This window comes from Candidatus Nucleicultrix amoebiphila FS5 (genome assembly GCF_002117145.1).
In the GTDB taxonomy this organism is placed as follows: Bacteria; Pseudomonadota; Alphaproteobacteria; order Caedimonadales; family Nucleicultricaceae; genus Nucleicultrix; species Nucleicultrix amoebiphila.
The window spans coordinates 1,046,867-1,071,445 of the sequence record NZ_CP008743.1 but is presented as its reverse complement, the minus strand read 5'-3'; the positions used below and the strand labels follow the sequence as shown (position 1 = coordinate 1,071,445).

General features: G+C 41.3%; 24 protein-coding genes and 4 pseudogenes. 11 read left to right on the top strand and 17 right to left on the bottom strand.

Annotated elements, in window-relative coordinates; all coding sequences use genetic code 11:
• Positions 1-34: 34 nt before the first annotated feature.
• From GQ61_RS05160 to GQ61_RS05150, 3 genes are all read right to left on the bottom strand, one after another.
• Entirely contained in the window at positions 35-1,840 is a 1,806-nt protein-coding gene (locus tag GQ61_RS05160; protein WP_085784296.1) for a PHA/PHB synthase family protein, read from the bottom strand.
• Between the two features lie 28 nt (positions 1,841-1,868).
• Positions 1,869-2,189: a thioredoxin gene (gene trxA, locus GQ61_RS05155; protein WP_085784295.1), complete on the bottom strand. Its 321-nt coding sequence runs from the start codon at positions 2,187-2,189 to the stop codon at positions 1,869-1,871.
• Positions 2,190-2,250: 61 nt separating this feature from the next.
• Positions 2,251-2,451 carry a YdcH family protein gene (locus GQ61_RS05150; protein WP_085784294.1) on the bottom strand — a complete coding sequence of 67 codons (201 nt, stop codon included), beginning with the start codon at positions 2,449-2,451 and terminating at the stop codon, positions 2,251-2,253.
• Positions 2,452-2,576: 125 nt separating this feature from the next.
• On the opposite strand from GQ61_RS05150, the gene GQ61_RS05145 reads away from it, so the two are divergent.
• Positions 2,577-3,659 (top strand): ATP-dependent 6-phosphofructokinase, encoded by a 1,083-nt coding sequence (locus tag GQ61_RS05145; RefSeq protein WP_085784293.1) that lies wholly within the window; start codon positions 2,577-2,579, stop codon positions 3,657-3,659.
• 51 nt (positions 3,660-3,710) lie between these two features.
• Here GQ61_RS05145 and GQ61_RS05140 read toward each other — a convergent pair whose 3' ends face one another.
• Together GQ61_RS05140 and GQ61_RS05135 are read right to left on the bottom strand one after the other, a co-directional pair.
• Positions 3,711-4,523, bottom strand: coding sequence for a hypothetical protein (locus tag GQ61_RS05140; protein ID WP_085784292.1), 813 nt, complete (start codon positions 4,521-4,523; stop codon positions 3,711-3,713).
• Between the two features lie 270 nt (positions 4,524-4,793).
• Positions 4,794-5,084, bottom strand: coding sequence for a hypothetical protein (locus tag GQ61_RS05135; protein WP_085784291.1), 291 nt, complete (start codon positions 5,082-5,084; stop codon positions 4,794-4,796).
• A gap of 1,201 nt (positions 5,085-6,285) precedes the next feature.
• Here GQ61_RS05135 and GQ61_RS05130 point away from each other — a divergent pair.
• Entirely contained in the window at positions 6,286-7,449 is a 1,164-nt protein-coding gene (locus GQ61_RS05130) for a tyrosine-type recombinase/integrase (RefSeq protein ID WP_085784290.1), read from the top strand.
• A 6-nt stretch (positions 7,450-7,455) separates the two neighbouring features.
• On the opposite strand, the gene GQ61_RS05125 is transcribed toward GQ61_RS05130, so the two are convergent.
• Genes GQ61_RS05125 through GQ61_RS05115 form a run of 3 tightly spaced genes read right to left on the bottom strand, consistent with a single transcriptional unit; the run spans position 7,456 to position 12,208 of the window.
• Positions 7,456-10,602 (bottom strand): efflux RND transporter permease subunit, encoded by a 3,147-nt coding sequence (locus tag GQ61_RS05125; protein ID WP_085784289.1) that lies wholly within the window; start codon positions 10,600-10,602, stop codon positions 7,456-7,458.
• Positions 10,603-10,620: 18 nt separating this feature from the next.
• Positions 10,621-10,971: a copper-binding protein gene (locus tag GQ61_RS05120; RefSeq protein ID WP_085784288.1), complete on the bottom strand. Its 351-nt coding sequence runs from the start codon at positions 10,969-10,971 to the stop codon at positions 10,621-10,623.
• Positions 10,952-12,208, bottom strand: a complete 1,257-nt coding sequence (locus tag GQ61_RS05115; protein ID WP_085784287.1) for an efflux RND transporter periplasmic adaptor subunit — start codon at positions 12,206-12,208, stop codon at positions 10,952-10,954. Before GQ61_RS05115 ends, GQ61_RS05120 begins: the two co-directional genes overlap by 20 nt.
• A 148-nt stretch (positions 12,209-12,356) precedes the next feature.
• Between GQ61_RS05115 and GQ61_RS05110 the strand changes: the two genes are divergently transcribed.
• The 4 genes from GQ61_RS05110 to GQ61_RS05095 are packed head-to-tail and all read left to right on the top strand — an operon-like array spanning position 12,357 to position 13,805.
• Entirely contained in the window at positions 12,357-12,725 is a 369-nt protein-coding gene (locus GQ61_RS05110; RefSeq protein ID WP_085784286.1) for a carboxymuconolactone decarboxylase family protein, read from the top strand.
• A gap of 14 nt (positions 12,726-12,739) precedes the next feature.
• A complete protein-coding gene (locus GQ61_RS05105) occupies positions 12,740-13,162 on the top strand; it encodes a heavy metal-responsive transcriptional regulator (RefSeq protein ID WP_085784285.1) in 423 nt (140 codons plus the stop codon).
• On the top strand, positions 13,152-13,499 hold the full coding sequence (locus tag GQ61_RS05100) for a mercuric transporter MerT family protein (protein WP_085784284.1): 348 nt from the start codon (positions 13,152-13,154) through the stop codon (positions 13,497-13,499). Before GQ61_RS05105 ends, GQ61_RS05100 begins: the two co-directional genes overlap by 11 nt.
• A gap of 21 nt (positions 13,500-13,520) precedes the next feature.
• On the top strand, positions 13,521-13,805 hold the full coding sequence (locus GQ61_RS05095; protein ID WP_085784283.1) for a heavy-metal-associated domain-containing protein: 285 nt from the start codon (positions 13,521-13,523) through the stop codon (positions 13,803-13,805).
• Positions 13,806-13,974: 169 nt separating this feature from the next.
• Here the strand turns inward: GQ61_RS05095 and GQ61_RS05090 are convergent, their stop codons facing one another.
• Positions 13,975-14,448 (bottom strand): conjugal transfer protein TraD, encoded by a 474-nt coding sequence (locus GQ61_RS05090; RefSeq protein ID WP_085784282.1) that lies wholly within the window; start codon positions 14,446-14,448, stop codon positions 13,975-13,977.
• 189 nt (positions 14,449-14,637) lie between these two features.
• Here GQ61_RS05090 and GQ61_RS05085 point away from each other — a divergent pair, with 189 nt between their 5' ends.
• Both GQ61_RS05085 and GQ61_RS05080 read left to right on the top strand, forming a co-directional pair.
• Positions 14,638-15,045 (top strand): hypothetical protein, encoded by a 408-nt coding sequence (locus tag GQ61_RS05085; protein WP_085784281.1) that lies wholly within the window; start codon positions 14,638-14,640, stop codon positions 15,043-15,045.
• A gap of 33 nt (positions 15,046-15,078) precedes the next feature.
• Complete coding sequence (locus GQ61_RS05080; RefSeq protein ID WP_085784280.1) at positions 15,079-15,471, top strand: DUF302 domain-containing protein; 393 nt, start codon at positions 15,079-15,081, stop codon at positions 15,469-15,471.
• Positions 15,472-15,524: 53 nt separating this feature from the next.
• Here GQ61_RS05080 and GQ61_RS09175 read toward each other — a convergent pair.
• The 3 pseudogenes from GQ61_RS09175 to GQ61_RS09415 all read right to left on the bottom strand — a co-directional run.
• Positions 15,525-15,701 (bottom strand): annotated as a pseudogene (locus tag GQ61_RS09175) (hypothetical protein); the annotation flags it as partial.
• A gap of 72 nt (positions 15,702-15,773) precedes the next feature.
• Positions 15,774-15,944: pseudogene (locus GQ61_RS05075) on the bottom strand (helix-turn-helix domain-containing protein); the annotation flags it as partial.
• A 72-nt stretch (positions 15,945-16,016) separates the two neighbouring features.
• A pseudogene (locus GQ61_RS09415) lies at positions 16,017-16,112 on the bottom strand (helix-turn-helix domain-containing protein); the annotation flags it as partial.
• A 418-nt stretch (positions 16,113-16,530) separates the two neighbouring features.
• Between GQ61_RS09415 and GQ61_RS05070 the strand changes: the two are divergent.
• On the top strand, positions 16,531-16,938 hold the full coding sequence (locus tag GQ61_RS05070) for a DUF2703 domain-containing protein (RefSeq protein WP_085784278.1): 408 nt from the start codon (positions 16,531-16,533) through the stop codon (positions 16,936-16,938).
• A 504-nt stretch (positions 16,939-17,442) separates the two neighbouring features.
• Here the strand turns inward: GQ61_RS05070 and GQ61_RS09410 are convergent.
• The 4 genes and pseudogenes from GQ61_RS09410 to GQ61_RS05055 form a co-directional block, all read right to left on the bottom strand.
• Complete coding sequence (locus tag GQ61_RS09410; RefSeq protein WP_408606994.1) at positions 17,443-17,646, bottom strand: PGPGW domain-containing protein; 204 nt, start codon at positions 17,644-17,646, stop codon at positions 17,443-17,445.
• Positions 17,647-17,700: 54 nt separating this feature from the next.
• Entirely contained in the window at positions 17,701-19,824 is a 2,124-nt protein-coding gene (locus tag GQ61_RS05060) for a heavy metal translocating P-type ATPase (RefSeq protein ID WP_198157276.1), read from the bottom strand.
• Positions 19,825-19,916: 92 nt separating this feature from the next.
• Positions 19,917-20,051 (bottom strand): annotated as a pseudogene (locus tag GQ61_RS09170) (efflux RND transporter permease subunit); the annotation flags it as partial.
• Between the two features lie 167 nt (positions 20,052-20,218).
• The gene (locus tag GQ61_RS05055; protein ID WP_157111147.1) at positions 20,219-20,374 is read right to left on the bottom strand and encodes a hypothetical protein; all 156 of its coding nucleotides are present in this window, start codon (positions 20,372-20,374) and stop codon (positions 20,219-20,221) included.
• Positions 20,375-20,422: 48 nt separating this feature from the next.
• On the opposite strand from GQ61_RS05055, the gene GQ61_RS05050 reads away from it, so the two are divergent.
• A complete protein-coding gene (locus GQ61_RS05050) occupies positions 20,423-20,680 on the top strand; it encodes a hypothetical protein (RefSeq protein WP_085784274.1) in 258 nt (85 codons plus the stop codon).
• Positions 20,681-20,721: 41 nt separating this feature from the next.
• On the opposite strand, the gene GQ61_RS05045 is transcribed toward GQ61_RS05050, so the two are convergent.
• Positions 20,722-21,195, bottom strand: a complete 474-nt coding sequence (locus GQ61_RS05045; protein WP_085784273.1) for a conjugal transfer protein TraD — start codon at positions 21,193-21,195, stop codon at positions 20,722-20,724.
• Positions 21,196-21,370: 175 nt separating this feature from the next.
• Between GQ61_RS05045 and GQ61_RS05040 the strand changes: the two genes are divergently transcribed.
• Positions 21,371-24,568, top strand: a complete 3,198-nt coding sequence (locus GQ61_RS05040; protein ID WP_085784272.1) for an AAA family ATPase — start codon at positions 21,371-21,373, stop codon at positions 24,566-24,568.
• Positions 24,569-24,579: the final 11 nt, after the last annotated feature.

Sequence of the window (24,579 nt, the reverse complement as noted above, 5' to 3'; positions counted from 1 at the left end):
TTTTGGGGCTTAAAAGCCCACTCCGTTTTTTTAATTACAATTTTGAAAAAGATCCTGGTGCCTCCTCAAGGGGGGGATATTTTTTTGATCCTGGTTTGCGCGCAGGCACCATATCTTTGTTATAGTCTTGTATCCACTTGAACCATTCATTCCACCAGGAGCCTTCGAATTGTTTAGCAGATTTCAGCCATTCATTGGGCGTTTTTGAAAGTTTATCATTGACCCAATAGCCATATTTGCTTGAACTTGGATGATTGAAAATTCCAGCCACATGTCCTGAGCCGCCCAGTACAAATTTTAAGGGACCTTTGAATACTTGAGTTCCTGCATATCCACACCACCATGGAGCAATATGGTCATCCCGTGTATTTAAAATAAAAGTTGGCACAGCGGCTTTGCTGAGGTCGAGTCCTTTCCCGCCAATTGTAAGAGCACCGGGTTTACGAAGAAGGTTTTTCAAGAACATGTTTTTTAAGTAATACGTATACATGGTTGCAGGTAAATTCGTCGAATCAGAGTTCCAATAAAGAAGATCAAAGGCCAAGGGTTCTTCGCCTAAGAGATAGTTGTTGACCACATAGGACCAGATTAAATCGTTGGCTCTTAATATGTTAAAGGTGCGTGCTAATGTATCACCATCCAAATAACCTTGTTTTTTTGTACGACGTTCAATGTCTTCTAGTTGCTTTTCATCGATAAAGACCATCAAATCGCCAGCGTTTTCAAAGTCAAAAAGAGTTGCCAGATAGGAAGTAGTTGCGAGAGGGTTTTTCTTTTCTCCTCCCAGATAGCCACTGAGAGTTGCAAGGAAATTGCCACCAATGCAATAACCAAGCGCATTTACTTTCTCTTCTCCCGTAATAGCACACATAACATCAATAGCATTCTTTACACCTTCAAAGACATAGTCCTCATAACTCTTATGAGAGAGGCGTTCATCGGGATTAACCCAGGAAACCATAAAGACTGTAAATCCTTTATCTAAAGCCCAGCGCACGAAGGAATTTGAGAGTCTCAAATCAAAAATATAAAAACGATTAATGCAGGGTGGAATTAACAACAACGGTAAACGAAAGACGTTTTTTGTTGTAGGCTCATACTGAATAAGTTGAATTAAATCATTCTGGTACACAACTTTTCCAGGGGTAATTGCAATATTCTTACCCAGCTGAAATGCGTCTCTATCCACCATTTTAATGTTGAGCTGACCTTGCCCTGCTTCTAAATCTCTTAAGAAATTGTTCATTCCTTGGAGAACGCTTTTACCGCTTGTTTCATAGGCTTTCTTCAAAGCAAGGGGATTTGTCCCAATATAATTACTGGGTGAGAGGGCATCAGAAATTTGTCTGGAATAAAACTGGACTTTGTGAGCTGTCTTTTCATCGACGCCTTCAATATCCGTTGAAACATCTTTCATCCAACGACTCCAAAGCAAATAACTTTGCATCAAGTGATTATAATAGGGGTTTTCACGCCAAGAATCATCTTTGAAGCGTCGATCTGAGAGTTCTGGTTCAATAATAGGCTTCGTTTCTTCTTTTTTGAGAAGACTTTTAGAGGTCTCTTGCCAAAGAGCCATATAATCTTTCCAAAAAGCACTAGAAGCGTCCATAAAGCTTTTGGGGTTTGAGGCTATTTTTTGAAAAGCATCCATAAAGGATTCAGCCGTAACCCAAGGATTAAAGATGGTAAAATAACCCGCCCCTTTTTGTTTCTTTTCAGCGGCATGTTGTAAGATGTTTTGCAACTTTGTTCCATAATTCATGAACAAACTACTCATCTCATAAGGATCGCTGGGCAAGTTTGGTAAAGTGGGTTTTTCTTTTGTTGTTGTCCCCATTTTTTTCTTCCTGTCTTAAAGGTTTATATTAAATAAAACCCTTAACCCATTCCTCTAATGCAGACTTTGGTACTAAACCGACTTGAGTTCCCACGACTTTACCGTTCTTAAATAACAGAAGCGTGGGAATGCTGCGTACGTTGAAATTAACAGCTGCATCAGGATTGTTATCAATATCCACCTTAACGATCTTAAGGGAGCCTTCAAATTCTTCAGCCATTTCTTCTAAAATGGGAGCGATAGCCCTACAAGGACCACACCATTCAGCCCAAAAATCGACCAATACCAGTTGTGATGCTTGGAGCACTTCTTTGTTAAATGTATCATCTGTTGCGGAAACTAAAGCCATAACACGTACCTACCTTTTTTATCTTCTTTGTTTATCATCCTAGGAGGATCGATTCTTTTTCTCAAGCAATAATGTCAGGCAAGAGAATGCTTTTTATTTTTTCAACTTGATCCTTTAAAATAAGCTTACGCTTTTTAAGGCGCTTAATAGCAACCTGATCAACAACATTGGCACGCATCATTTGCCCGATGAGACTGTCCAGCTCTCGATGTTCTTTCGCCAATTTGTCTAGTTGTGCTTTTAATATTTCTTGTTGATCCATTACACTAAGTCAACGCTTTAAATTATTTTATGTTTTAGAATAACACCTCTTACCCCCCATTGTTAAGTGTGCTTGCAGAATGTGGCGTAAATGTTATAGTTTGGACATAAAATAGTGTGGTTGTGATGAAAAAAAGAATCGGAATCTTAACCAGCGGAGGTGATTGCGCTGGACTGAATATGGTGCTTGCTGCTGTGACGAGCCGAGCGATCCATGGTTATGGCTGGGATGTCTACGGCATTCGTCAAGGGACATTAGGTCTTTTAAGGCGTCCTGTGGAAGCAGAACCTCTAACACTTGAGAGTTTTAGAGCCCCTATTCCGCGTATGGGCGGCACAATCTTGGGAACGACCAACAAGGGGGATCCCTTTGCTTTTCCTTTAGATGATGGTCACATCAAGGATCGATCTGAAGAATTTGCTGAAGGGTGCAAAATACTGGGATTAGATGGGCTTATTGGTATTGGCGGAGACGGCAGTTTAAATATTTTAAGGCGCTTGGCCCATAAAGGGCATGTCCCTTTTATTGGTATTCCTAAAACCATTGATAACGATATTGGTCTTACGGAAAACTCCATAGGTTTTACGACAGCAGTTGATGTGGCCACCGAGGCCTTAGATCGTTTGCAGCCAACGGCAGCCAGTCACGATCGTGTGATGATTTTGGAAGTGATGGGGCGTGATGCAGGTCATATCGCGCTGAGTGCTGGAATCGCAGGAGGAGCTCATATAATTCTCATCCCAGAAATTCCCTATACACTTCACAATGTTGCAAAACATATCCAAACGATTATGAAGGAAGGTCATAATTTTGCTCTCGTGATTGTGGCTGAAGCGGTGAAAACCGAAGATGGTGAAAAAGTGGTGATTGCTGATCCTACCGGACGCAAGCGTTTTGGAGGAATTAGTCATTATCTAGCCGATCGTATTACCGAACTCACAGGAGCAGAGACGCGTTTTACCGTTTTGGGACATGTTCAGCGCGGAGGACAACCGAATGCAAGTGATCGTTTGCTTGCTTCATCCTTTGGTGTTCATGCAGTTGATCTGATTGCCCAAGGAAAATCCGATCGCATGGTCGCGTGGCAGAATCGTTGTGTGGTGGATGTTTCATTGGAAGAAGCCATCAAAAGCTATGGAGAAGTGGAGCCCCAGGGCACGCTTGTCAAAACTGCGCGCGGTTTAGGAATTTGTTTGGGAGATTCATAAGAGGGTTAAAATGAGCCCTCTAGACGATGCAAAGGGCTCACTTTAAAGGTCTTAAGAAATAGTGCGTAAACGATTTTGCGCGAGGTCTATTTCAGTCATAATTTTACCAGCAAAGCTTTCACGGGTAATCCAAGGCGTATTATAATCAGTCAAAAAGTACGTTAAGGTTTCCTGTGCATGCTCAAAATTGCTTAAAGATTCTTTCAGTAAACTTTTTTGTTCATCAACACTACGCGCTCTGAAAGCCGCCCAGCGTATTACTTGACCAAGGGAAGTATAGTAATCAGCCTTGTTGCCCAGAGGAATCATGCTTTCTAGGGTGCGCTGATGTTCCGAGGCCTTTAAAAAGCAGACCTTCATCAACTCATCTTTGAACATGCCAAACGCTGACTCATCTTTAATGAGAAGCGCAAGACGCACAAAAGCTTTTGATATCTCAAGGGCGTCTACGTTTTTTGCAGAAGGGACAATGCTTCCGACGATCCCATCATCCTCAGAAGGGGTGAACTCATTTAAGAAATTCGCTTTATTAATCAGAGCAGGAGGAACAAGAAAAATAATTTCTATGGGTAATAACTCAATAACCTTTGGATTAACGCGTGTTGTAAACGCAGTGTTAAAATTAGCGGTGGCTTGAGCACGGAGTTCTTCAAATTCTGGAGTTGCACTGAGTTTCATCATATTTCTTAATTGTGTTCCTTGCGTTTTTCTCTCCAGGTCTCGCATCGCACTTCCGCCAAGCACGCTACCGGTTTTCATTGAAATGGGTCTAAAAGGTTTATCTTCACGGAATTGATCAGGTAGTGATGATGCATGAGCAGTAGTTGTAATAAAAAATAATGCTGAAATAGTAAATACTTTCATGTTGCATCCTCCTTTATTTTATAAAACGAAGTAATTTCGTTTATTCATCGCTATGATATTTTGTACAACATTAATAAAGTACTAATTCATAAATATTTATTACTTAGTGCGCATATTAACTATTTTTTTAAAATTAGGGTCTACACTCTATGTAATTTGTTGAAAAAGCGTAAGGTGACCAGTTTTTCTAAACAGAGATAAGCCTTAATAGAGTTGAGGCGGCTGCATAAATCAACCGCCTTCCAGTAAGAGTATTGCGATGTCGTTAAATTATCCTAAAAGTTCTTCGACGTCTTTTATGGAATCTTCTTGTTCTGCTACGAAAGCAGGATCTTCATGCTGAGCTTTTAAGTCTTCAAGTTTCTTTTTAGCAGCGCCTACTTCTGTTCTTGCTAAACCTCTTTTACCCGTTGAACCATGTTGTGCGGCCTGAGCCAACAACTGTGTAATCTCCCGCTTCATATTTTTGATTTGAAGGGGGACGTCTGCAAAAGAACTGGCGGATGCAAACATAACCAAAGCAAGTGTTGCAACAATAGATTTAATACTTAAGTATTTCATGTTACCCTCCAATATACAATAAAGTTATATTGTCATAAAACAACTAATAATAAGTAAATTTACATAATAATGTAAAAATTACTTTTAGTAATATTTGAGAGAGCCAGAAATCTTGCGCCCTTGCGAGCGAAGCGACGTGATCCAGTTAAATAAGCAAGATGGACTGCCGCGGCCAAGGGGCCTCGCAGAGACGTGGTTTGGTTACCAATAAACACGCTGAATTGCCGCGGTTCTGAAAGAATCGGCGCGATGACGGCCTATAGAAGTGCGTCATCACGAGCGCAGCGACGTGATCCAGCACAACAAGCAAGATGGACTGCCGCGGCCAAGGGGCCTCGCAGGGGCGTGGTTTGGTTACCAATAAGCACGCTGAATCGCCCCGCGGTTCTGAAAGAATCGCGTGATGACATTTTCTGACGATGTTTTTTTATTGTTCTTCTTGGGTGATAACCCTTTCACTCCCCCATCGCCTGGGTGGCTCAGGACGCTGAGGGAGGAAAGAGCATGATCCGTTTTTCAAAGGGAGAGCCTTCTCAATTTCTCTTCCTTCGAAGCTCTTTCCCCGGGGAAAAATTCTTTTAACACTCTAAAAATCTTCTTAAAAGGTCCTGGGCCGGCGGACAACTAACCCTCTTCCTTTTAAAAGATCGTTTACTGTGTGGTCTTAAGATCTTAATGACCTATTACTTCTTTCACGTATCCTTACGCCCATCCCTCTTGTTGGGGGAGAGAGGCAAGCGTAAATGTTATTCTGCAGAACAAACATAAGGGTATTTATACGCCTAAAGGGCAAAAAGGACCAAGAAAAAAGATTAAAAAAAATGCACACGACCTCTGAAAACCCTTATGAACAAAGGCGCTTGCAGAGGCAAAATCTTGGAAAAAGAAAATAAAAAAATTTGCCCTTGGAAAGGGAAGGACACCTCAAAACCGCGTCATCAATAAAATTGGTGCCCCCGGGGAGACTCGAACTCCCACATCCTCGCGGATAGCAGATTTTGAGTCTGTATATCAAAATTTAGCAAGCTCATATTAAATAGCCTTAGAACGTTTATTTAGCTAGTATTTAAAGGATTCCGTGCTTATCAGATAATCTTGGAAATTATCGGAAAATATCGGAAATTCTCTCTGCTTTGGTGACAATTTGGTGACAATTTTCAGAGGATATGATATTAATTTTTTTATCATCATAGGAGAGCTTATGCTTAAACTGACAAAGAGAATCGTTGAAAGCACTCAGCCTGATTCTCAGAAACCCTTAAAAATATGGGATTCTGAGCTGAGAGGGTTTGGGCTTATTATTCTCCCTAGTGGGAGGAGAACTTATTGCATTGAATACAGAAATATTAACCGCATTAAAAAAAGATTTAAACTGGGAGTGCATGGACATATCACTACAGAAGAAGCGCGTGGTCTTGCTAAGAAATATTTGGGGAGTATTGCCCATGGAAATGATCCTGCAGAAAAAAAGAAAGAGAATAGAGATCTTCCCACTATAAACACTCTTGCTCAAGATTATATTGTAAGACACGGTGTACGGAAAAGAACAAGAAGCTTAAAAGAAGACCAAAAATTACTAAAGAATATCATCTTACCTTCCTTGGGTAATAAATTTGTGGCCAATATTTCTCGTAGAGATATAGAGAGCCTTCACCTGAAACATGAGAAAACTCCCTACCAAGCTAATAGAATCTTAGCCTTACTTTCTAAGATGTTTTCCTTAGCTATGTCTTGGGGTTGGAGAGCAGACAATCCAGTGAGGGGAATTGAACGATACACCGAAGGAAAAAGGGATCGATGGCTTAATGAAGAGGAAGTTAAAAAACTTTGGAGTGTTCTGTCATCCTACCCAGAACATTTAACAGCCTTTTCTTTTAAGCTTCTTCTATTAACAGGCGCTAGAAAAAGCGAAGTATTTCATGCCACCTGGGATCAATTTGATTTAGAACAAGGGGTTTGGACGAAACCTTCACATTTGACCAAACAGAAAAAGAAGGAGCATCTGCCACTTTCAGAACAAGCTCTAGAAGTTCTTGCTAATCTTAAAGAACTTCAAAAACACGCTTCTCCATATCTATTCCCAAATAGAGTTACTGGAGAACCTATGCAAGGAGGTGCGACTTTTTGGAAAAAAATCTTAAAAGAAGCTTGCTTAAAAAATGTAAGAATTCACGATCTTCGTCATACCTATGCTTCTCATCTTGTCTCGAGTGGGTTAAGCCTTAGCATTATCGGAAAGCTTTTAGGTCATACCAATCCATCCACCACCCAAAGATATGCCCATCTTGCTGATGAACCTCTGAGAGCTGCCGCAGAATTGTTTGGGAGGAAGGTTGGGAAGTTGAGCTCAAAGGACTCTAGTTGACATCAGCTACTTCGCTCGCTTCGGGAAAAGTTTTCTTCTCTGCCATAAGAAATAAATAACGGGAACAACAACCATTGAGAGAAGAGGTGCTGTGATCATGCCGCCAATCATAGGAGCTGCAATGCGCTGCATCACTTCTGATCCTGTACTGTGTTCAAACATGATAGGAATAAGGCTTGCGAGAATTACCGCAACAGTCATAGTCTTAGGGCGTACGCGAAGAACGGCTCCTTCTGTAATGGCAGAGAGAAGATCGTTGAGATTCTTAAGTTTTTTCTGCTTTCTATAGTTTTCAATGCTGTGATCAAGATAAATGAGCATCACCACACCAAACTCTGCGGCAACGCCCATTAAGGCAATAAAACCAGCGGCAACAGCGACTGAAAGATTGAACCCTAAAACATACGTTAACCACAGTCCTCCACTAAGTGCAAAAGGAAGTGAAATAAGAATAATCAAGGGTTCCATGAAGTTTTTAAAAGTAACCCAAAGAAGGAAAAAAATAATAAAGAGGGTTAAAGGCAGAATAAGGGTTAATCTTTCAACAACCCGTTCCATATATTCATATTGCCCTGCCCATGACAAAGAATATCCTGAAGGAAGTGTGAGCTCATTTGCCAGAAGTTTCTTTGCTTTCGTAATATAAGAACCAGGATCTTCTTCTCCAATATCAAGAAAGACCCAACCCGAGGGGCGTGCATTTTCTGTTTTTATTTGAGAAGGTCCATCCGAGATAATGGTGATATCGGCAATTCTGCCTAAATTAATTACTGAACCACTGGGGGTTAAAAGAGGAAGGTCTTTAATTTTTTGAGGAGAATCTCTGAGCTCCCGTGGAAATCTTATATTAATGGGAAAACGCTCGAGACCATTGACTGTCTCAGCGATATTTTCACCGCCAATGAGATTATTAATAATTTCACTAACTTCATCAATATTAAAGCCATATCTTGCAGCCTGAAGCCTATTAAGAGCAATAGTCACATATCTTCCCTGGGCATTAGGCTCTGAATAAACAGAAACGGTTTGAGGAAGAGATTTGAGAAGACTTTCAATCTTTTTGCCGAGAGAATCAATCATTTTCAGATCTGATCCTGAGACTTTAATCCCTATCTGGCTTTTGAGTCCTGTGGAAAGCATATCAATGCGATTACGAATGGGCTGCACCCAGAGATTCACAAGTCCAGGGATTTTTACGGTCTCATTAAGGGCTTCAATTAATTTTTCATAAGTCATTCCTAAGCGCCATTCTTTAGGATCTTTTAATTGCACAACGGTTTCAAACATCTCAAGAGGCGCTGGATCAGTAGAGGTATCTGCCCGACCTGCTTTACCAAAGACGCTTTTTACTTCAGAAATCTCTCGGATCAATTTATCTGTCTGTTGAAGCGTTTGTGCTGCTTTACCAATGGATAACCCCGGAAAAGCACTCGGCATATAGAGAACATCTCCCTCTTTTAAAGGAGGCATAAATTCAGACCCCGATTTTAAGATGGGGTAAGCGCTTAAGAGTACGAGAACAAATACACTCAAAAGAGTTACTTTTGGATACTTAAAAACGTGTCCTATGATTTTTTCATAAAGAGTAATAAAAAACCTATTGAGAGGATTTTTACGTTCTGAGCGAATTTTTCCACGAACAAAATAGATCATTAACACAGGTACAAGAGTGACAGATAGTCCTGCCGCTGCAGCCATTGCATAGGTTTTAGTCAGTGCAAGAGGAGTAAACAAAAGGCCTTCTTGAGCCTGAAGCGTAAAGATAGGAAGAAAGCTGACAGTAATGATCAGAAGACTAGAAAAAAGCGGGGGGCCAACTTCTTTTGTGGACTCAAGAATTAATTTGACATGATCTGCAAATAGTATCTTTTCTGAAGAATGTTTTTTTCGCCATGTCTCTATATGTTTATGGGCATTTTCAATCATCACTACAGCCGCATCTACCATAGCACCGATAGCAATCGCAATGCCGCTTAAAGACATAATATTGGCATTAATGCCTTGATAATACATAATGATAAAGGCACATAAGATTCCGAGGGGAAGCGTTAAAACAATGACCAAAGCTGAGCGAAAATGCAGCAAAAAAATAAGACACACCAAGCCCACAATAAGACATTCTTTTATAAGGGTTGATTTTAATTGATCGATTGCCCTTAAGATTAAGTTTGAACGATCATACGTTGTAACAATTTCTACACCACTAGGAAGGCTGTTTTTAAGACTCTCAAGTTTGTCCTTTACGTTCTTAATGACATGAAGAGCGTTTTCTCCAAAGCGCATGACAACGATGCCTCCAACAGCTTCACCTTCACCATTAAGCTCAGCAACCCCTAAACGAACTTGAGGCCCAAGCTGAACGCGTCCAATATTCTTAATAAGAATGGGGATTCCTTCTTTACTTGTTTCAATGGGAATTTCTTCGATGTCTTTTATGGATTGGAGATACCCCGTTCCGCGAATCATATAATCAGCCTCCCCCATTTCGAGGACAGAGCCGCCACTTTCTTGGCTGGCATTCTGGATGGCTTGCTTAACCTTGGAGAGAGGAATTTTAAGGGCAATCAGTTGATAAGGATCAAGAATCACTTGAAATTGCTTGACCATTCCTCCGACGGTTGCAACTTCCGCAACACCTTGGACAGTGCGAAGCTCAAATTTTAAAAACCAATCTTGCAGCGCCCTCAGCTGCCCAAGATCATGCTGCCCTGTGCGGTCAACAAGGGCATACTGATAGACCCACCCCACACCAGTGGCATCGGGGCCAAGTTCTGGTCGCACTCCTGAAGGAAGTTTGCTGATCGCTTGATTTAAATACTCAAGAACACGGGATCGAGCCCAGTAAAGATTGGTCTTTTCATCAAACACTACATAAACAAAAGATTGCCCAAAATAAGAAAAACCTCGAACGGCTTTGACCCCCGCCACCGCTAACATTGTGGTAGTCAGTGGATAAGTGACTTGACTCTCAATCACTTGCGGTGAACGTCCAGGGTAGTTTGTTTTAATGATTACTTGTACATCAGAAAGATCAGGGATGGCATCTATGGAGGTATTCTTGGTAGCATAGATGCCCCATAAGGTTAACAAAACCGCTGCTAACAATACTAAAAAACGGTTGCGAAGAGACCAGCGAATAACCGCAGTAATCATCCTTAACCCTTTAAGTGATTAATTCTTTTCAATGTGGGTAATTTGCATTTGATTGTTTATATCTTTTTCTAAATGAAAATTAATGATTGTGCCTGCTCTTAATTGACTCATGTCCACTTTCTCAGACACACTAAAAGCCATTGTCATTCCTGGCCAATCAAGAGCCTTTATGGGATCGTGTTTGATCGTAAGTTGATGCTTTTCCTCATCAATTCCCTCGATTGTACCGTGACCTACAACGGTGTTAGACTTTACCTCTTGAGAAGGGTTCATATTGCTTCCTTCAGCCATAACCTCCCAACTTATGAATGTTATGCTTAAGGATAGAATAAAGTGGGTAATCATCCTTTTATTGATGTTTGTGATCATGATTGTCTCCTTTTTGAGTTTCTAACCGCTGCAGGCTCGCTTTTAGATTGGATTCTGAATCGATGAGAAATTGACCTGACGTAACGACTTTTTCACCCACCTTTAATCCTGCTAAGATTTCCACATCTTCTTCTGTTTCAATGCCCGGAGTAACGAAACGAGGAGAAAAGCGACCTTCCCCTAAGGACACAATCACATAGTTCTTGGAAGTACCATAAATAAGAGCTTCTCTTGGGATGGTGAGGGCTTTTTTAGGAGAGGTTAAGATCCTTGCATTGACAACCATATTAGGCCTCAAAAACCCCTCAGGGTTCGGCAAGAGAACGCGCACTTTAACCGTACGAATAGAAGGGTTTGCTTCAGGATAAACATATTCTATTGATGCACTCCAGACTTTTTCCGAAACATCGGGGATGTGAATGTCAACCGTTTGTCCCGCCTTAAGAGAGAAAGCCTCCTCGCCAAACACTTCAAGAATTGCCCATACCGTTGAAAGATCTGTGATTTTTAAAAGTGTATCCTCACCTTTCACTTGAGCCCCTTCACGAACGTTTAATTCTGAAATCACGCCAGTGACCGGAGAATAAAAAGGGATCGTATCTTGGCGTGATTTAGTCGTCGTAATGTTTTCTATTTGTCTATCGCTTAGGCCTAAAGTTTTAAGGGTATTTTTCAAAAATCGGACATTTTCTGATTTCTTATCTTGTTTTAAAAAAATAATATACTCTTGTTGAATTTGTACAATGCGCGGCGAATAAAAGTCAAAGAGCGGCTTATCTTTTTGGACAATCTCACCAAGTTCATTGGCATAAAGTTTTTTAATCCACCCATCCGCGTGACTCGTGACACTCGTAATATTGTCTTCTTTAACAGCAATTGAGCCATAAGCACGTATTTTTTGAAAGAGTGTTGATTCTTTTACTGCTGCAGTTCTTACGCCAAGCGTATTGGTGATTTGGGGATCAATGTGAATCTCACCTGGAGACACAGGGGGTGATTTGCTTTCTTCCCCGTAAACAGGAACAAGCTCCATTCCCATCCTGGATTTTCCTGGTTTATCATACCGGATGGTAGGCTCCATGGCATCAATCCAATAGAGAGGTGTCTTTTGTTTTTTAGCCTTTGAAGTGGTCATTTCCATTGATGGAGAAGAAGAATTCGAAGTTTTTGCTATGCTAGAAAAACTTAAGACGATGATAGAAAAAGCAGTTAGACTTTTAAATAAGCTATTATTCATCTTAACTGAAAAGCCCCCGATCACCTTTTATTTTTTAATTTATCACATAAAAACATTGTTTAATGGTTAAAAAATCCCTTGACCTTGGAGTAAACTCTAAGGAGTATACTTAAAATGATGGGGAACGTTCAAAAAAACGGAGGAAACCATGACGATCGATCCTAAAACTATTGATCCTGCCTATGGCTATTTTAAAGAGTTCGCCAAAGTTGGATTGGGGACGGCAGGCCTCATTCATCAGATGCGTGAAGAAGTCATCTTTAAGGATGGAGTTTTGCCGGCTAAGTACAAAGCTTTGATGGCGGCCTTATGGGGTGTAAGTGCTCGCTGTGAACCTTGTTTGACTTATTATATCCTAAAAGCCAAAGAATTGGGGGCCTCGGAAGCTGAAGTTGGCGAAGTCTTAGCCATTGGATCAACTATGGGGGGCTGTGTGGGAGAAACCTGGGCCTTAAAAGCTTATAAAGCTTTTAAAGAAGATAAGACCTCATCCATAGACTGTGCTTGCGATGTGTAAGGAGAGAACAAACCATGCGCAACTATCGAATTAGTCAACTGGCGAAAGAATGTCAGATTAAGGCCGATACCATTCGTTTCTATGAGAAAATAGGCCTTATGCCTAAGCCTTTCCGTGGGGCTAATGGCTATCGGTATTATGATAAAGAAGCATTGAAACGTCTGAGATTTATTATGCGCTCTAAAAACATAGGGTTCACTTTAGATGAGATTATGGAGCTTTTGACCATTAAGGGAACCTCAAAAAATGCCTGTCATGAGATCCAAACCCAAGCACAAACTAAAATTCATTTGATTGATCAAAAACTTCAGGAACTGCAGACCATAAAACAAGCTCTCATAACGTTAGTCAAACAGTGTCAATTGAACAAAAAGCCAATGACCGATTGTCCCATTTTGGATGCCTTAGAAACAGAGGAGTTTACATATGAATCATAAATCAATCTGGGCGAGTCTATTCGGAGCTATAGGAACTTCTATCGTTGCTTCCTTATGTTGTATTGGTCCTTTGGTCGTCCTCAGCCTAGGCATTGGAGGTGCTTGGACTAGTCACTTAACAGCACTTGCCCCCTATCGTCCTTATATTATTGGATTAGTAGCTTTATCTCTGGGTTATTCATTTTATAAATTATACTTAAAACCGCCTACTTGTGAAATTGGCAAGCCTTGCGCTCACCCAAGCACTCTCTTCATTCAACGTCTTGTGTTTTGGATAATAAGTCTGATCATTTTGTTATTGCTGACCTTTCCTTGGTATAGCTCAAGGTTCTTTTAGAACGAACGAGGAGTATAGATTATGAAAAATTTATTGACGATCTTTTTTATGGGTAGTTTTTTAGCTGTCTCAGCATTTGCAGTGCAGTTATCGACTATTGAATTGTCTGTGCAAAATATGACCTGCAATCTTTGTCCTATTACGGTTCGAAAAGCTCTTGAAACTGTTCCTGGCGTTAAGGAAGTCTCTGTTGATCTGAAAACAAAAGTTGCAAAAGTAACTTACGATAAAGAGAAAGCTAAACTTTCTGACCTTGCAAAAGCAACAACTGAGGCTGGCTATCCTTCAAAGCTCTTAAGAAGATAAGTTTTAGTAGGTGTCCAGGTTTAAGTTTTTTCTTTAGAGATTTTAAGACAAGTAGTCATATCGATGCAGATTGTAGAGGGGGTTTCCATTCGCCAAGTGTCCAGATCCATGGTTGCTTAATAAACTTAAAAGATAAGAGCTTCCTTTTGCGGGGGGCCTTCTCTTTTTTCTAAACAACTTCTTGTTCAGTGATCTTAAGGATTGCCGCTTCTTCCTTTTGCAGAAGATCTTTCAACCCCTTCAAATCCACCCATCCCTGCCACTCCCCTCGGATGGCGTTCCATTTGAGGCCAAGTTCTCGCATCTTTGCCCTTACCTCTTCATTGGGTTTTGAGGTGAACTTAACGATCACAGGGGATGTATCCTTATTATCCTTAGCAAAGGCAGCGCCGCCTTTATGAGCCCATGCTTTCACTATTTTTATATCATCAGCTTTTTCTTTGATTTCCAGCAGAGCTCCATAAAGAACATTGGTCTCTAAATCATCGAGTCCAGCTTTAGCCACGAGTCCGCCGAGTTCAATAAGTCTTCGTGTTCTGGATTGTCGCTCCATGAGTTTTACATGGGACTCAATCCGCATGAGCCTATTTTTCTTAAACTCAATCATCTGTTGCTTTCTTTCAAGGATGTTCACTCGTGTCATCAATCCCTTCTCCTCTTTAGTCGATTTTATTCTGGTTGTTCTAGACCCTGTTGTTTTGTACCTTTCCGGTGAACGTGCGTTAAGTTTTTCTTGTTACGTATGCTTACTGAAAAGGACGTTTTATTCTTTGTTAAGGAAATAAAGATATAATTAAAGATATAATTAATGAGTTAGAGAAAGGTCAATCAAATGAACAATAGTTATATAGTTCTTTTTACACTCGCTGCATTTTCAATCTCCTCCTCATCTTTAGCACAAGAAGGTCAGAAAGAATCAGAACAGTACTCTCATAGCGTTGAGTCAAACGCAAATGGTCAGATGAAAGATATATCAAATCCGATGAACCAAATGCCTGGGCATATGGGACCGATGATGGGCCAGGGTCACCCAGGAATGTGTGGACACATGCACGGCCAGATTAACGATATGGCAAATATGATGAACCAAATGCATGAGCATATGGGATCAATGATGGGACATATGAATGATCCCAAAATGAAAGAGCAAATGCAGCAAATGCAAGAAAACATGGACAAATTTAAGGAGGAATTGGAGAAAATGAAACAGCAAATGGGCAGCAGCGCCACGGCGAAATAACTTTTAAAAGATATTGGGGCAAGAGGAGAAAAAATGAGTAATAGATATGGTTTTGGAAAGGAAGTCTCATATTCCTTTAACGAAGCAATTGAGCGAGTCACTCAGGCATTAAAACAAGAAGGGTTCGGTGTTTTAACTGAAATCGATGTAGCTGCAACGGTCAAAAAGAAACTCGATCAAGAGATGCTTTCTTATCGTATATTAGGTGCTTGCAATCCTCAATTAGCTCACCAGGCTCTGAAAATAGATCCATCCATTGGTCTGCTTTTGCCCTGTAATATCGTTGTTCGCATGAAGGAAGATGGTCAAGTTTATGTGGAGTTTATGGATCCAGCTGCTGTGTTAGATTTGGTTAATAAACCAGAAATAAACTGTATTAGTAGTGAGGCTAGAGAACGGCTATTACGAGTAATGCACGCACTATAGTTAGGAGACGTCCCTTGACATATACGCAATTGGAGAACTGTAGTACTGTCGTATCAATCTGTCATTGCAAGCTTATTTTTTTGCCATAAGAGATAGATTATCGGAATAAGAATCATGTATAAGAGGGGCGCTGTAATCATGCCAGCAATCATTGGCGCTGCAATACGTTGCATAACTTCTGAGCCTGTGCCGTGAATAAACATGATCGGAATAAGGCCAGCTAAAATAACGTATCATTCCCGCAGCTGTGTGAAACGTGATGACAAGAAACATCCACCCTGCAACCATCACAAAATATTCAGGCGCTCATAAGCTTTGCGAAGAGGTTTCTGAGGGGTAAAACCCCACCGTTTCAGATAATTGCCAACGCTACGAATAGCCAGCTTGATCCCGAATCTCTGCTCAATAAGAAGACCAACGGCATCACGCGTCCATAACATGAAGGGTAGCTTTAATTGGTCCGGACAGCAGTCTCGAATCATATTAAAGATAATGGCGCATTGATGGGGCTTCAGGAGGGTCATGTCCTCAGACCGACGCCCCCGCTTTTTCTTACGAAGTTCGATTTCACCCTTCTTCTTGTAGCTGGATACCCATTTCGAGACTGTACCACGTGCCACTCCCATCAATTGGGCTGTTTCTGTACATGTCCGCCGTTACTTTAATGGTAATTTAGGGCTTTTCTTTGGCAATAGATGTTTGGGTCGTTATGATGCACTGGGAAACCTTATAGATTCTGCGATAGATTTACAAATGGCAGCATAAGAAAATGAATCAATTTATCCGATCTTTGCCGTGGGCATTATCGCAACGAGAGCACAAAGCATCAACGCACGCTACGCTCTCCGTCGTTGACACTTTGCGCTCTCATTGCGTTCTGTTCCACCACGCAAAGATTAAGGATAAATTTCGGTCAACTCTCGTGCTAACTAACTCGGTCATTTTGACGTGCTATTGACAGGAGCTGTTCTGCATCTTGTGGCGACTGCTCTTGCAAAGTCATTCAAAAAAGATTTATCATGATAGTGGTTATCCATCAAGAATTTCCAGGAGAGTGAGATGAAACAGATGCAGATTTTGTGGAAGCGCCTCATTAAGGGCGGCGAGACTTGCACACGTTGCGGGGACACCGGTCGTGAACTCGAAGCAGCGGTGGCCAAATTAGCGGCCGCGCTGCGACCGCTAGAAATCGAGCCCGTACTCGAAACGCAGGAAATCGATGAAGCTGCGTTCAAAGCCAATACCTCGGAGTCCAACCGCGTGTGGATCGCGGGCAAATCCATTGAGGAGTGGCTCGGCGCCGACGTTGGTATGAGCCGCTGCTGCTCCGTGTGCGGTGACTCGGATTGCCGAACACTTGAAGTCGGCGGGCGTACTTACGAGACAATTCCGGAGGAGCAGTTCATCAAAGCCGGGTTGATGGCGGCCAGTCAGATGATCATGTCGGCATCATCGTCGGACAGATGAGCAACCCTGCATGCTACGCTCTTCGGCGTTGACACGTTGCTCTCTTTGAGCGCTCTGTTCCTCCATACAAAGATTAAGGATAAAATTCGGCCAATTAACGTGCTAACTAACTCGGTCACTTTGATGTGTTATTGACACCGTTTTATTGCCTGATTAATATGTGCTACTTTCGTACGCTTTTTGTCCGTCCTCTCTCAGTACACATATAAATGTCTCTTTCATTGATACGTCCAATCCTGCATAGTATTTCATGGAATGTCTCCTATTTGTTTTTTATCAGTTAAACATAGAGCTTTACGCTCTAGGAGACATTCTTGCCGATTAACTTACGCAATTACAGTATGTAATATAATCTTTGTGGGTATAACAATTCTACCGTGTGTGAGAAAGCTATTGCGCGATCTGAGTATAGTTGTATTACGCTAGATTATTTGAAATGCTCTTGCCGAAGTTGACCATTGGGGTCACTTCAGTTAGAATAATCCAAGCTTTGAAAGCCAATCATTAATAGTTTTGTATAATCCTCGAATTATCGAACGGCTTTTTGGATATTTTTTCTCTCACCCATGAATTCAGGGGTTTTGCCCATTTGGCATGACTTTTAAGCAAAATCAGCCCCAAAATTATAAACAACCATCCTTGTAAAAAGGGAATGAAGACACCAATTATCCCTATGAGCAAAAAGAAATAGCCAAGGATAAAGCGCAAAAAACGTAGTGATAAGTTATTACGGTTAGACAAAAAACCTCAGCTCATTGTTAATCATTTATGGACGCTTTCATCTTGTCTAATATATGAAAAGTTTAATAATCTTAACCCATTAAGGACAACAATTAAACTCGCTCCCATATCTGCTAATATTGCCATCCATAAAGACGCCAACCCCGAAAGCGCTAAAGCAAAAAAGATTATTTTAATTCCGATCGATAACGTAATGTTTTGAACGAGCTTATGCCAAACACGACGACTGAGGTGAATAAAAAAAGGTAACTTATTTAAATTATCTTCCATCAAAGCAACATCCGCAGTTTCCAGGGCCACATCAGTACCTGAATGACCCATCGCAAAACCAATGGTTGCCTTAGCAAGTGCTGGTGCATCGTTAATACCATCGCCCACCATCCCTACTTTGTTATATTTCTTTAAAAGCTCATCCATAGCTATAAGCTTATCTTCGGGTAATAAATTAGCTTGGATGTCATCAATACTTAGTTTTCCGGCAATAGCTTGAGCCGTAGTTGGATTATCTCCCGTAATCATGGCTATTTTAATTCCAAGTTGGTGTAGTGACTGAATGGCTTGGATACTTGTTTCGCGCAAGGTATCTGCTACGGCAAGAATCGCTAATACTTCATGCTTTGTTCCGAGTACAATAGTGGTTTTCCCCTGTTGTTCCAGTCGATGTAAGATGGATTCAACGTGCGTATTGCATACATTGTTTTCTTCAGCAAAGCGATGATTACCTAGAAAATAATGTTCTCCGTCAATAATACCAACTAGGCCTCGTCCGGGAATAGTTTCATATTCATGAATGGCTAATAAGTTACTAGATTGATTTGAAGATTGCCAATGTTGTATGATAGCACTAGCAATAGGGTGTTCCGAGTTGACTTCTAAACTAGCAGCAAGTTGTAAGACATCATATTTAGAATTTTTAGTAATGCTAATAACATCTGTAGCTTTAGGTTTCCCATGTGTAAGAGTTCCTGTTTTATCGAAAGCGATTGCTTTTAGATGACTCCCTATCTCAAGATAAGTTCCCCCTTTGATTAAAATACCATGTTTAGCTGCTGCAGCTAGGCCACTTACAACCGTAATAGGTGTGGAAATAACTAAAGCACAAGGACACGCAATAACCAATAGCACCAAGGCTTTATAAAACCATGGGTAAAAGGGGGCTTGCCAGATAAAGGTGGGTAAAAAAGCAATTAAAATAGCAGTAATAACTATTGTTGGCGTATAATATTTTGCAAATTGATCAACAAATCGTTGTGTTGGAGCTCGTTCACTTTGTGCTTGTTGAACGGCACGAATAATTTTAGCAAGTAATGTCTCATTTGTTTGACTTGTGACTTTAAATTCAAATGAACCCCGCTCGTTAATAGAACCTGCAAATACAATGTCTCCTTTATTTTTTTCTACGGGAATTGATTCGCCGGTAATAGGCGCTTGGTTTACGCTTGTGCGGCCTTTAAGGACAATTCCATCTAAGGGAATACGTTCACCAGGTTTGACCCAGACAATGTCATTAATTTGAATTTCTTGAACAGATTTAACTTCCCAGCTGCCTTCTTCAGTTTGCACAGTAGCAACATCAGGGGCAATCTCTATCAAACGCTGGATGGCTTGTCGTGCCTTATCTAAAGAATAACTCTCAATTGTTTCCGCAAGGCCGAAAAGAAAAGTTACCATAGCGGCTTCTGGCCATTCACCAATAATGACAGCCCCAAGAACGGCAATTGTCATCAAGAAATTAATGTTAAGTATGAAATATTGGACAGCGCGTACTCCCTTGAGAAAAGTTACGCGACCACCTACGAGCATGGATGCTAATGCTAAAACGATAATCAAAAGGGAATTTTCAGTACGTGTTGTAAAAGCAATAACTTCAGCAGTGAAAGCTAACAAACCTGAAATGGTGATTATCATCCAATCTTTGGCTGTTACATGAGCTTGTAATAAGTTAAGTTGTTTGTTCGTATAAGAGTTGTTTTTGATTTGAATATCTAGACCTAATGAAGTTAAAGCTTGTTGGATATCGGAAACATCAGAGGTTTGATGTGTAACAATCAGCTCTTGTTGAATTAAATTAAATTCTAACTGCTTTATATTAGTCACCGATCGTAGCTTTTCACGAATAAGCTTTTCTTCCGCAGGACAGTCCATGGTAGGAATATAAAAAGTTGTTTTATTCATATATTATTTCTCAATCAGATTATTTTTACTTAATTAATCCCTCACTGATACGAGCATCCTCTTTACTTCCACAAAAGATAAACAGCTGGAATAATGATTAATGACAGGATTGTAACACTAACCATTCCCCCGATCATTGGCGCTGCAATGCGTCGCATGACTTCTGACCCTGTTCCACCTAGGAGCATGCATGATAGGGAGTAATCCCACTAGGATACTTTCTAGCATCCATTCTACTTTTAATATCAAAACTTTATCATGTGCGCTCCACACGGACAACCTGCAACCGAGGTCAGCAATGAAAAGGAATGAGGAAATTGCTTTGGTAGAAGAATACAAATCTTGTAAATACGCAACTTAGGGATTATTGCTGAGGAACGTTCTGCCCCTTATCAGAACCTTTCTGCTGCATCTGTTTCATGCTCTGTTGATTTCCCATGTTTTGTAAGTGTTCCACATTGTACATATTCTTGCCTGGACTTTTTTCCGTAGCCCCCATATTTCCTGTCTGTTCTCTCATCTTTTGCCTCATTTCACTGTGCAGGGCTATCTGCATATCATAACGCTCTTGAAACCAAGTCTTGATGCCATAATAGGAGGTGCAGAGGATGCGGAAGAGAACAATGAGATTCCATGTGTCATAGAAAGCCCCCTTTCTTTTCAAGAGCGTTTGGAAAAAGCTGGCGCTAACCTTGATGGTTGGAAAGTAGATTTTGTTGCCCAAGTCATCAGTGCGAATGGCTTAGCCATAGCAGGAAATGCAATGCAAGGAACTACCGTACGTCCCTTTAAGGCGATCTTACCCTCCCCCTTTTCTGAGCGGTAAGTTTAAAGCAGAAGAGCTCACTCAGGGGCTCTTTTCTTTTCCTAAACAGCCTCTTGTTCATTGATCTCTAAAACTTGAACATCTTCCTTTTGAAGAACCTCTTTCAGAACTCTTAACTCTATATACCCCTGCCACTCGCCTCTAAGGGCATTCCATTTCAATCCCAGTTCACGGATCTTTGTTCTGGTTTCTTCATCGGGTTTGGATTCAAACTTAACGATGACGGGGGATTTGTTGGTGTTTTTTCGTGCAAAGGCAGCGCCACCTTTATGAGCCCAGGCTTTAACGGTCTTTACATCTTCAGCACTTTCTTTGATTTCAAGAAAGGCGCCATAGAGCGCATTAGTATCCCATTCTTCTAAGCCAGCTTTTGCGACAAGTCCGCCGAGTTCGATTAGCCTTCTTGTTCTGGATTTTCGCTCCATGAGTTTTACATGGGACTCGAGTTGTTTAAGCCTATTTTTCTTGAACTCGAGCGCTTGCTTTTTACGCTCAAGGAGATTGGATTTTGTCATTAGCTACCTCACCTGAAAAAGCCTTTATTGTTATAAGAATTAAAATACCAGAGGAATAAAATCGCCACAAGGCGTTATGAAGTGAATTGATAAATTTACTGCATACGCAATATGCATTGATACCAATGCGCTTATTTGTTATGGTAATTTCAAAATTAAAAAGGCTTAAATAAAAATGGCCATCCAGTTTGCAAGAGTTCAGTATGTATCAAGGAGTACCGGCGCTAATGGCTGCCGGAAGGCCGCTTATAATGAGCGCGCGCAGATTAGGTGTGAACGCACAGGAGAAGTGTTCCACTTTCAACATAAACGGGACAACGTCTATCATGAGATCTTATTACCGGAAGGGGCTGATCTTAAGTTCAAGAATAGCTCTGTTCTTTGGAATGCAGCAGAGCATGCTGAAAGACGCGTAGACAGCCAAGTGGCCAAGGAAGCAGTGGTTGCCCTTCCTGATGACAAAGAGATTCGCCTCGAAGACCGTATAGAGCTCTCTCATAGGATCGCCAAAGAATTTTTCTTATCGAAAGGCCTTGCTGTTCAAATCGATATCCATGCGCCGCATGATGAAGACAAAAACTGGCATGTCCATATGTTAGCCACCACCAGGCGTTTTTCTGAAGATGGCAAGTCTTTAAATGCTTATAAGGCCAGAGACACCGATCCAACGATTCGCAAAGGTTTCGTCACCGAAGCAGAGCTGGTGGGAGAGAAGGTCAGAGATATCCAAAACGCCTACTTTAAGGAAAAGGGCTTGGACTTAAGGGTGGATCCCATTGGTATTGTTCCCCAAGAGCATCTGGGTCCTGTACGTATGCGCCACCATATGAATGATGCTTTGAAGAGATCAGAGCTCATTAAAGAGACCAATGAAGCCTTGGCTAAAGATCCAGCAGTTATTTTAGAAGCTCTGGGGAAGAACAAGGCCGTACTATCCAAACAAGACATCGAACGGTTTATCTTCAAACATGTTCCACGGGCAGATCAGGCCATCTTACTTAAAGGGGTCTTGAGTGACAAGAATCTGATAACTCTTTATGATTCCTCAACAGGGGAAGAGACTGGGCTTTATACTTTAAAAGAAACACGGACCTTAGAAGAAAAGCTCCTGCGCTTTGCAACATCCCTTCATAAGCAAGAGAGTGTTCCTCTTTTGGATTCAGTGAGAAACCAGGTAACAGAGAAATACATCCTCTCCTTAGAACAACAAGCAGCTTATGATTGTGTAACACAGATTCCCCATAATCTAAGTATTATCCAGGGACGCGCCGGTGTTGGCAAAAGTTATGTCTTAAGGCCTATCAGAGAAGTTCATGAAGCTTCAGGTTATCGGGTAATTGGTTTAGCTCCCACCCATAAGGTGGCTCAAGATATGCTGGAGGATGGTTTTAGGGAGGCCACCACTTGCCATGCTTTTTTGTTTGCCTCTAAGAACCAGAGAAATACCATTGATGAGAAAACGCTCCTGATTGTGGATGAAGCAGCCATGCTTTCTACAGAGCTGCAGATAGAACTTTTTAACGGTGCCAAACGAGCAGGATCTAAGGTGCTTCTTGTAGGAGATAGTCGTCAGCTCTCCAGTATTCAAAAAGGTGGGATGTTTGAGGTTCTGGTAGAGAAGTTTTGCTCCGTTGAGATTACTGATGTAAGACGCCAAGAGATCGATTGGCAGAGAGCAGTATCTGAATCTCTCTCCCGTGGCGAAGTGAAAGAAGCTGTTCATATATTAAATGACCACGAACGAATCTTCTTCTCAGGGACTAAAGAAACCTCTTGTGCTGCTCTGATTAATGCCTGGTCTAAAGATCATGCTGATGATCCTCACATCAACAAACTTATCCTCGCCCAAAGAAACGTGGATGTAGATGCTCTGAATTGCGCAGTGAGAGACATTCGACGCGCCCGAGGAGAGCTGGGAGATCATGACTATGAGATCATGACAAAAAGAGGTCCTCAAAGGTTTGCGGAAGGGGATCGCATTCAACTCACCGAGACGGATAAAACCCAGAATCTCTTCAATGGCAACTTCGGGGCTATTAAAAAGATCACCGAGACCGCTTGTACGATCCTTCAAGATAATGGACAGGAAGTCACCTTTAATCCTGAAACTTATATTGGGTTACGCCATGGCTATGCGGGCACCATTTATAAAGCCCAAGGATCTACCCTCCCCAACATTTATGTGCTTCATGATAAGGCAACCAACCTCAATAACAGTTATGTGTCTTTGACCCGGCAAACCAAAGACCTGAAAGTCTTTATCTCCCAAACAGAGACGCCCACTTTAGACCATCTCATTCAACAGATGGGCCGTGACCATGGCAAAGAAGCCAGTTTAAAATACCTCACCTTAGAAGAGGTAAGAGAAAGGGACAAATCCCTTTCTCTTACTCAAGCTATACAGGAAGCGCTCAAAGATATTAAAACAAAAGTGAAGGACCATTTCCATAGGAATGAAGATTTCTATAAGTTTGAAAGGACTCAGGAGACCAAAATCCATCGGGTAGCCCCTCAAGATCCTCTCTTTCCTATAGAGGAGAAGAAGTTTGAGGAGGTCAGTCAACTTCTTGAAAGAAGGCTTTATGGACTCTTTAAAGAAAAGCATAACCGCTTCCCAGATGGGGATGAAAAGAAGTTCCTGGAAAAGCAAGCTTCTAGGACAGGGGAATATCTCTTCCATCTCAAGCATTATGAACATAGAGAGCCAACGTTGGGAGATGTCAAAGTTCTCTCTACTCGGGTACGATTTGAATTAGGTCGCAGTGAAACAATCAAAGCCGAGATGTTAGAAAACCTCGATAAAAAGCAGGATCTTGTCAAAGAAGATTACTTAAGAGCCACTCTCTATGCAGAGCGTCTTGCGCGTATTGAAGGACGAATGTTTGAGGAAGAGTTCCGTCAGAATGGCGATGTGAAGAATCCCCAGAAGTTTATGAAACCAGCTTCCGTTGAACTCCAGCAGTATCAGCAGAGTCAAAAGCACCTTGCAGATCAATTGGTCCAAGAAAAAAACCTCTCTCCTTTTGTAGCTACACGTGTTGCCAATGAAATCCAGAGGGCGCACGAGAGCTTAGGAAAAACTCCCGATGACAAAACCATTGAGGTTTATATCAAGCTGGGCAGCTACCTTGAGGAACGCCAGGAAACCCTTAAACAAACCTATAAAGATCTGACGCCTTATAAAGCTGAGCGATCGATAGAGTATATAAGAAGAAGTGAAGCTGAGGTTTGGCTGAAAGAAGTGTTCTATAATAAGGAAGAACCTAACAAAGTGAGAGTCCATGAGATTCAAAAGGATGCAGAAAGTGCTACGAAATATGCGCTTAAAGAAGCTCAGAAGGGATTTTGTAAGGATAGAGGGTTAGAGCTTTAATCATAGGCAAT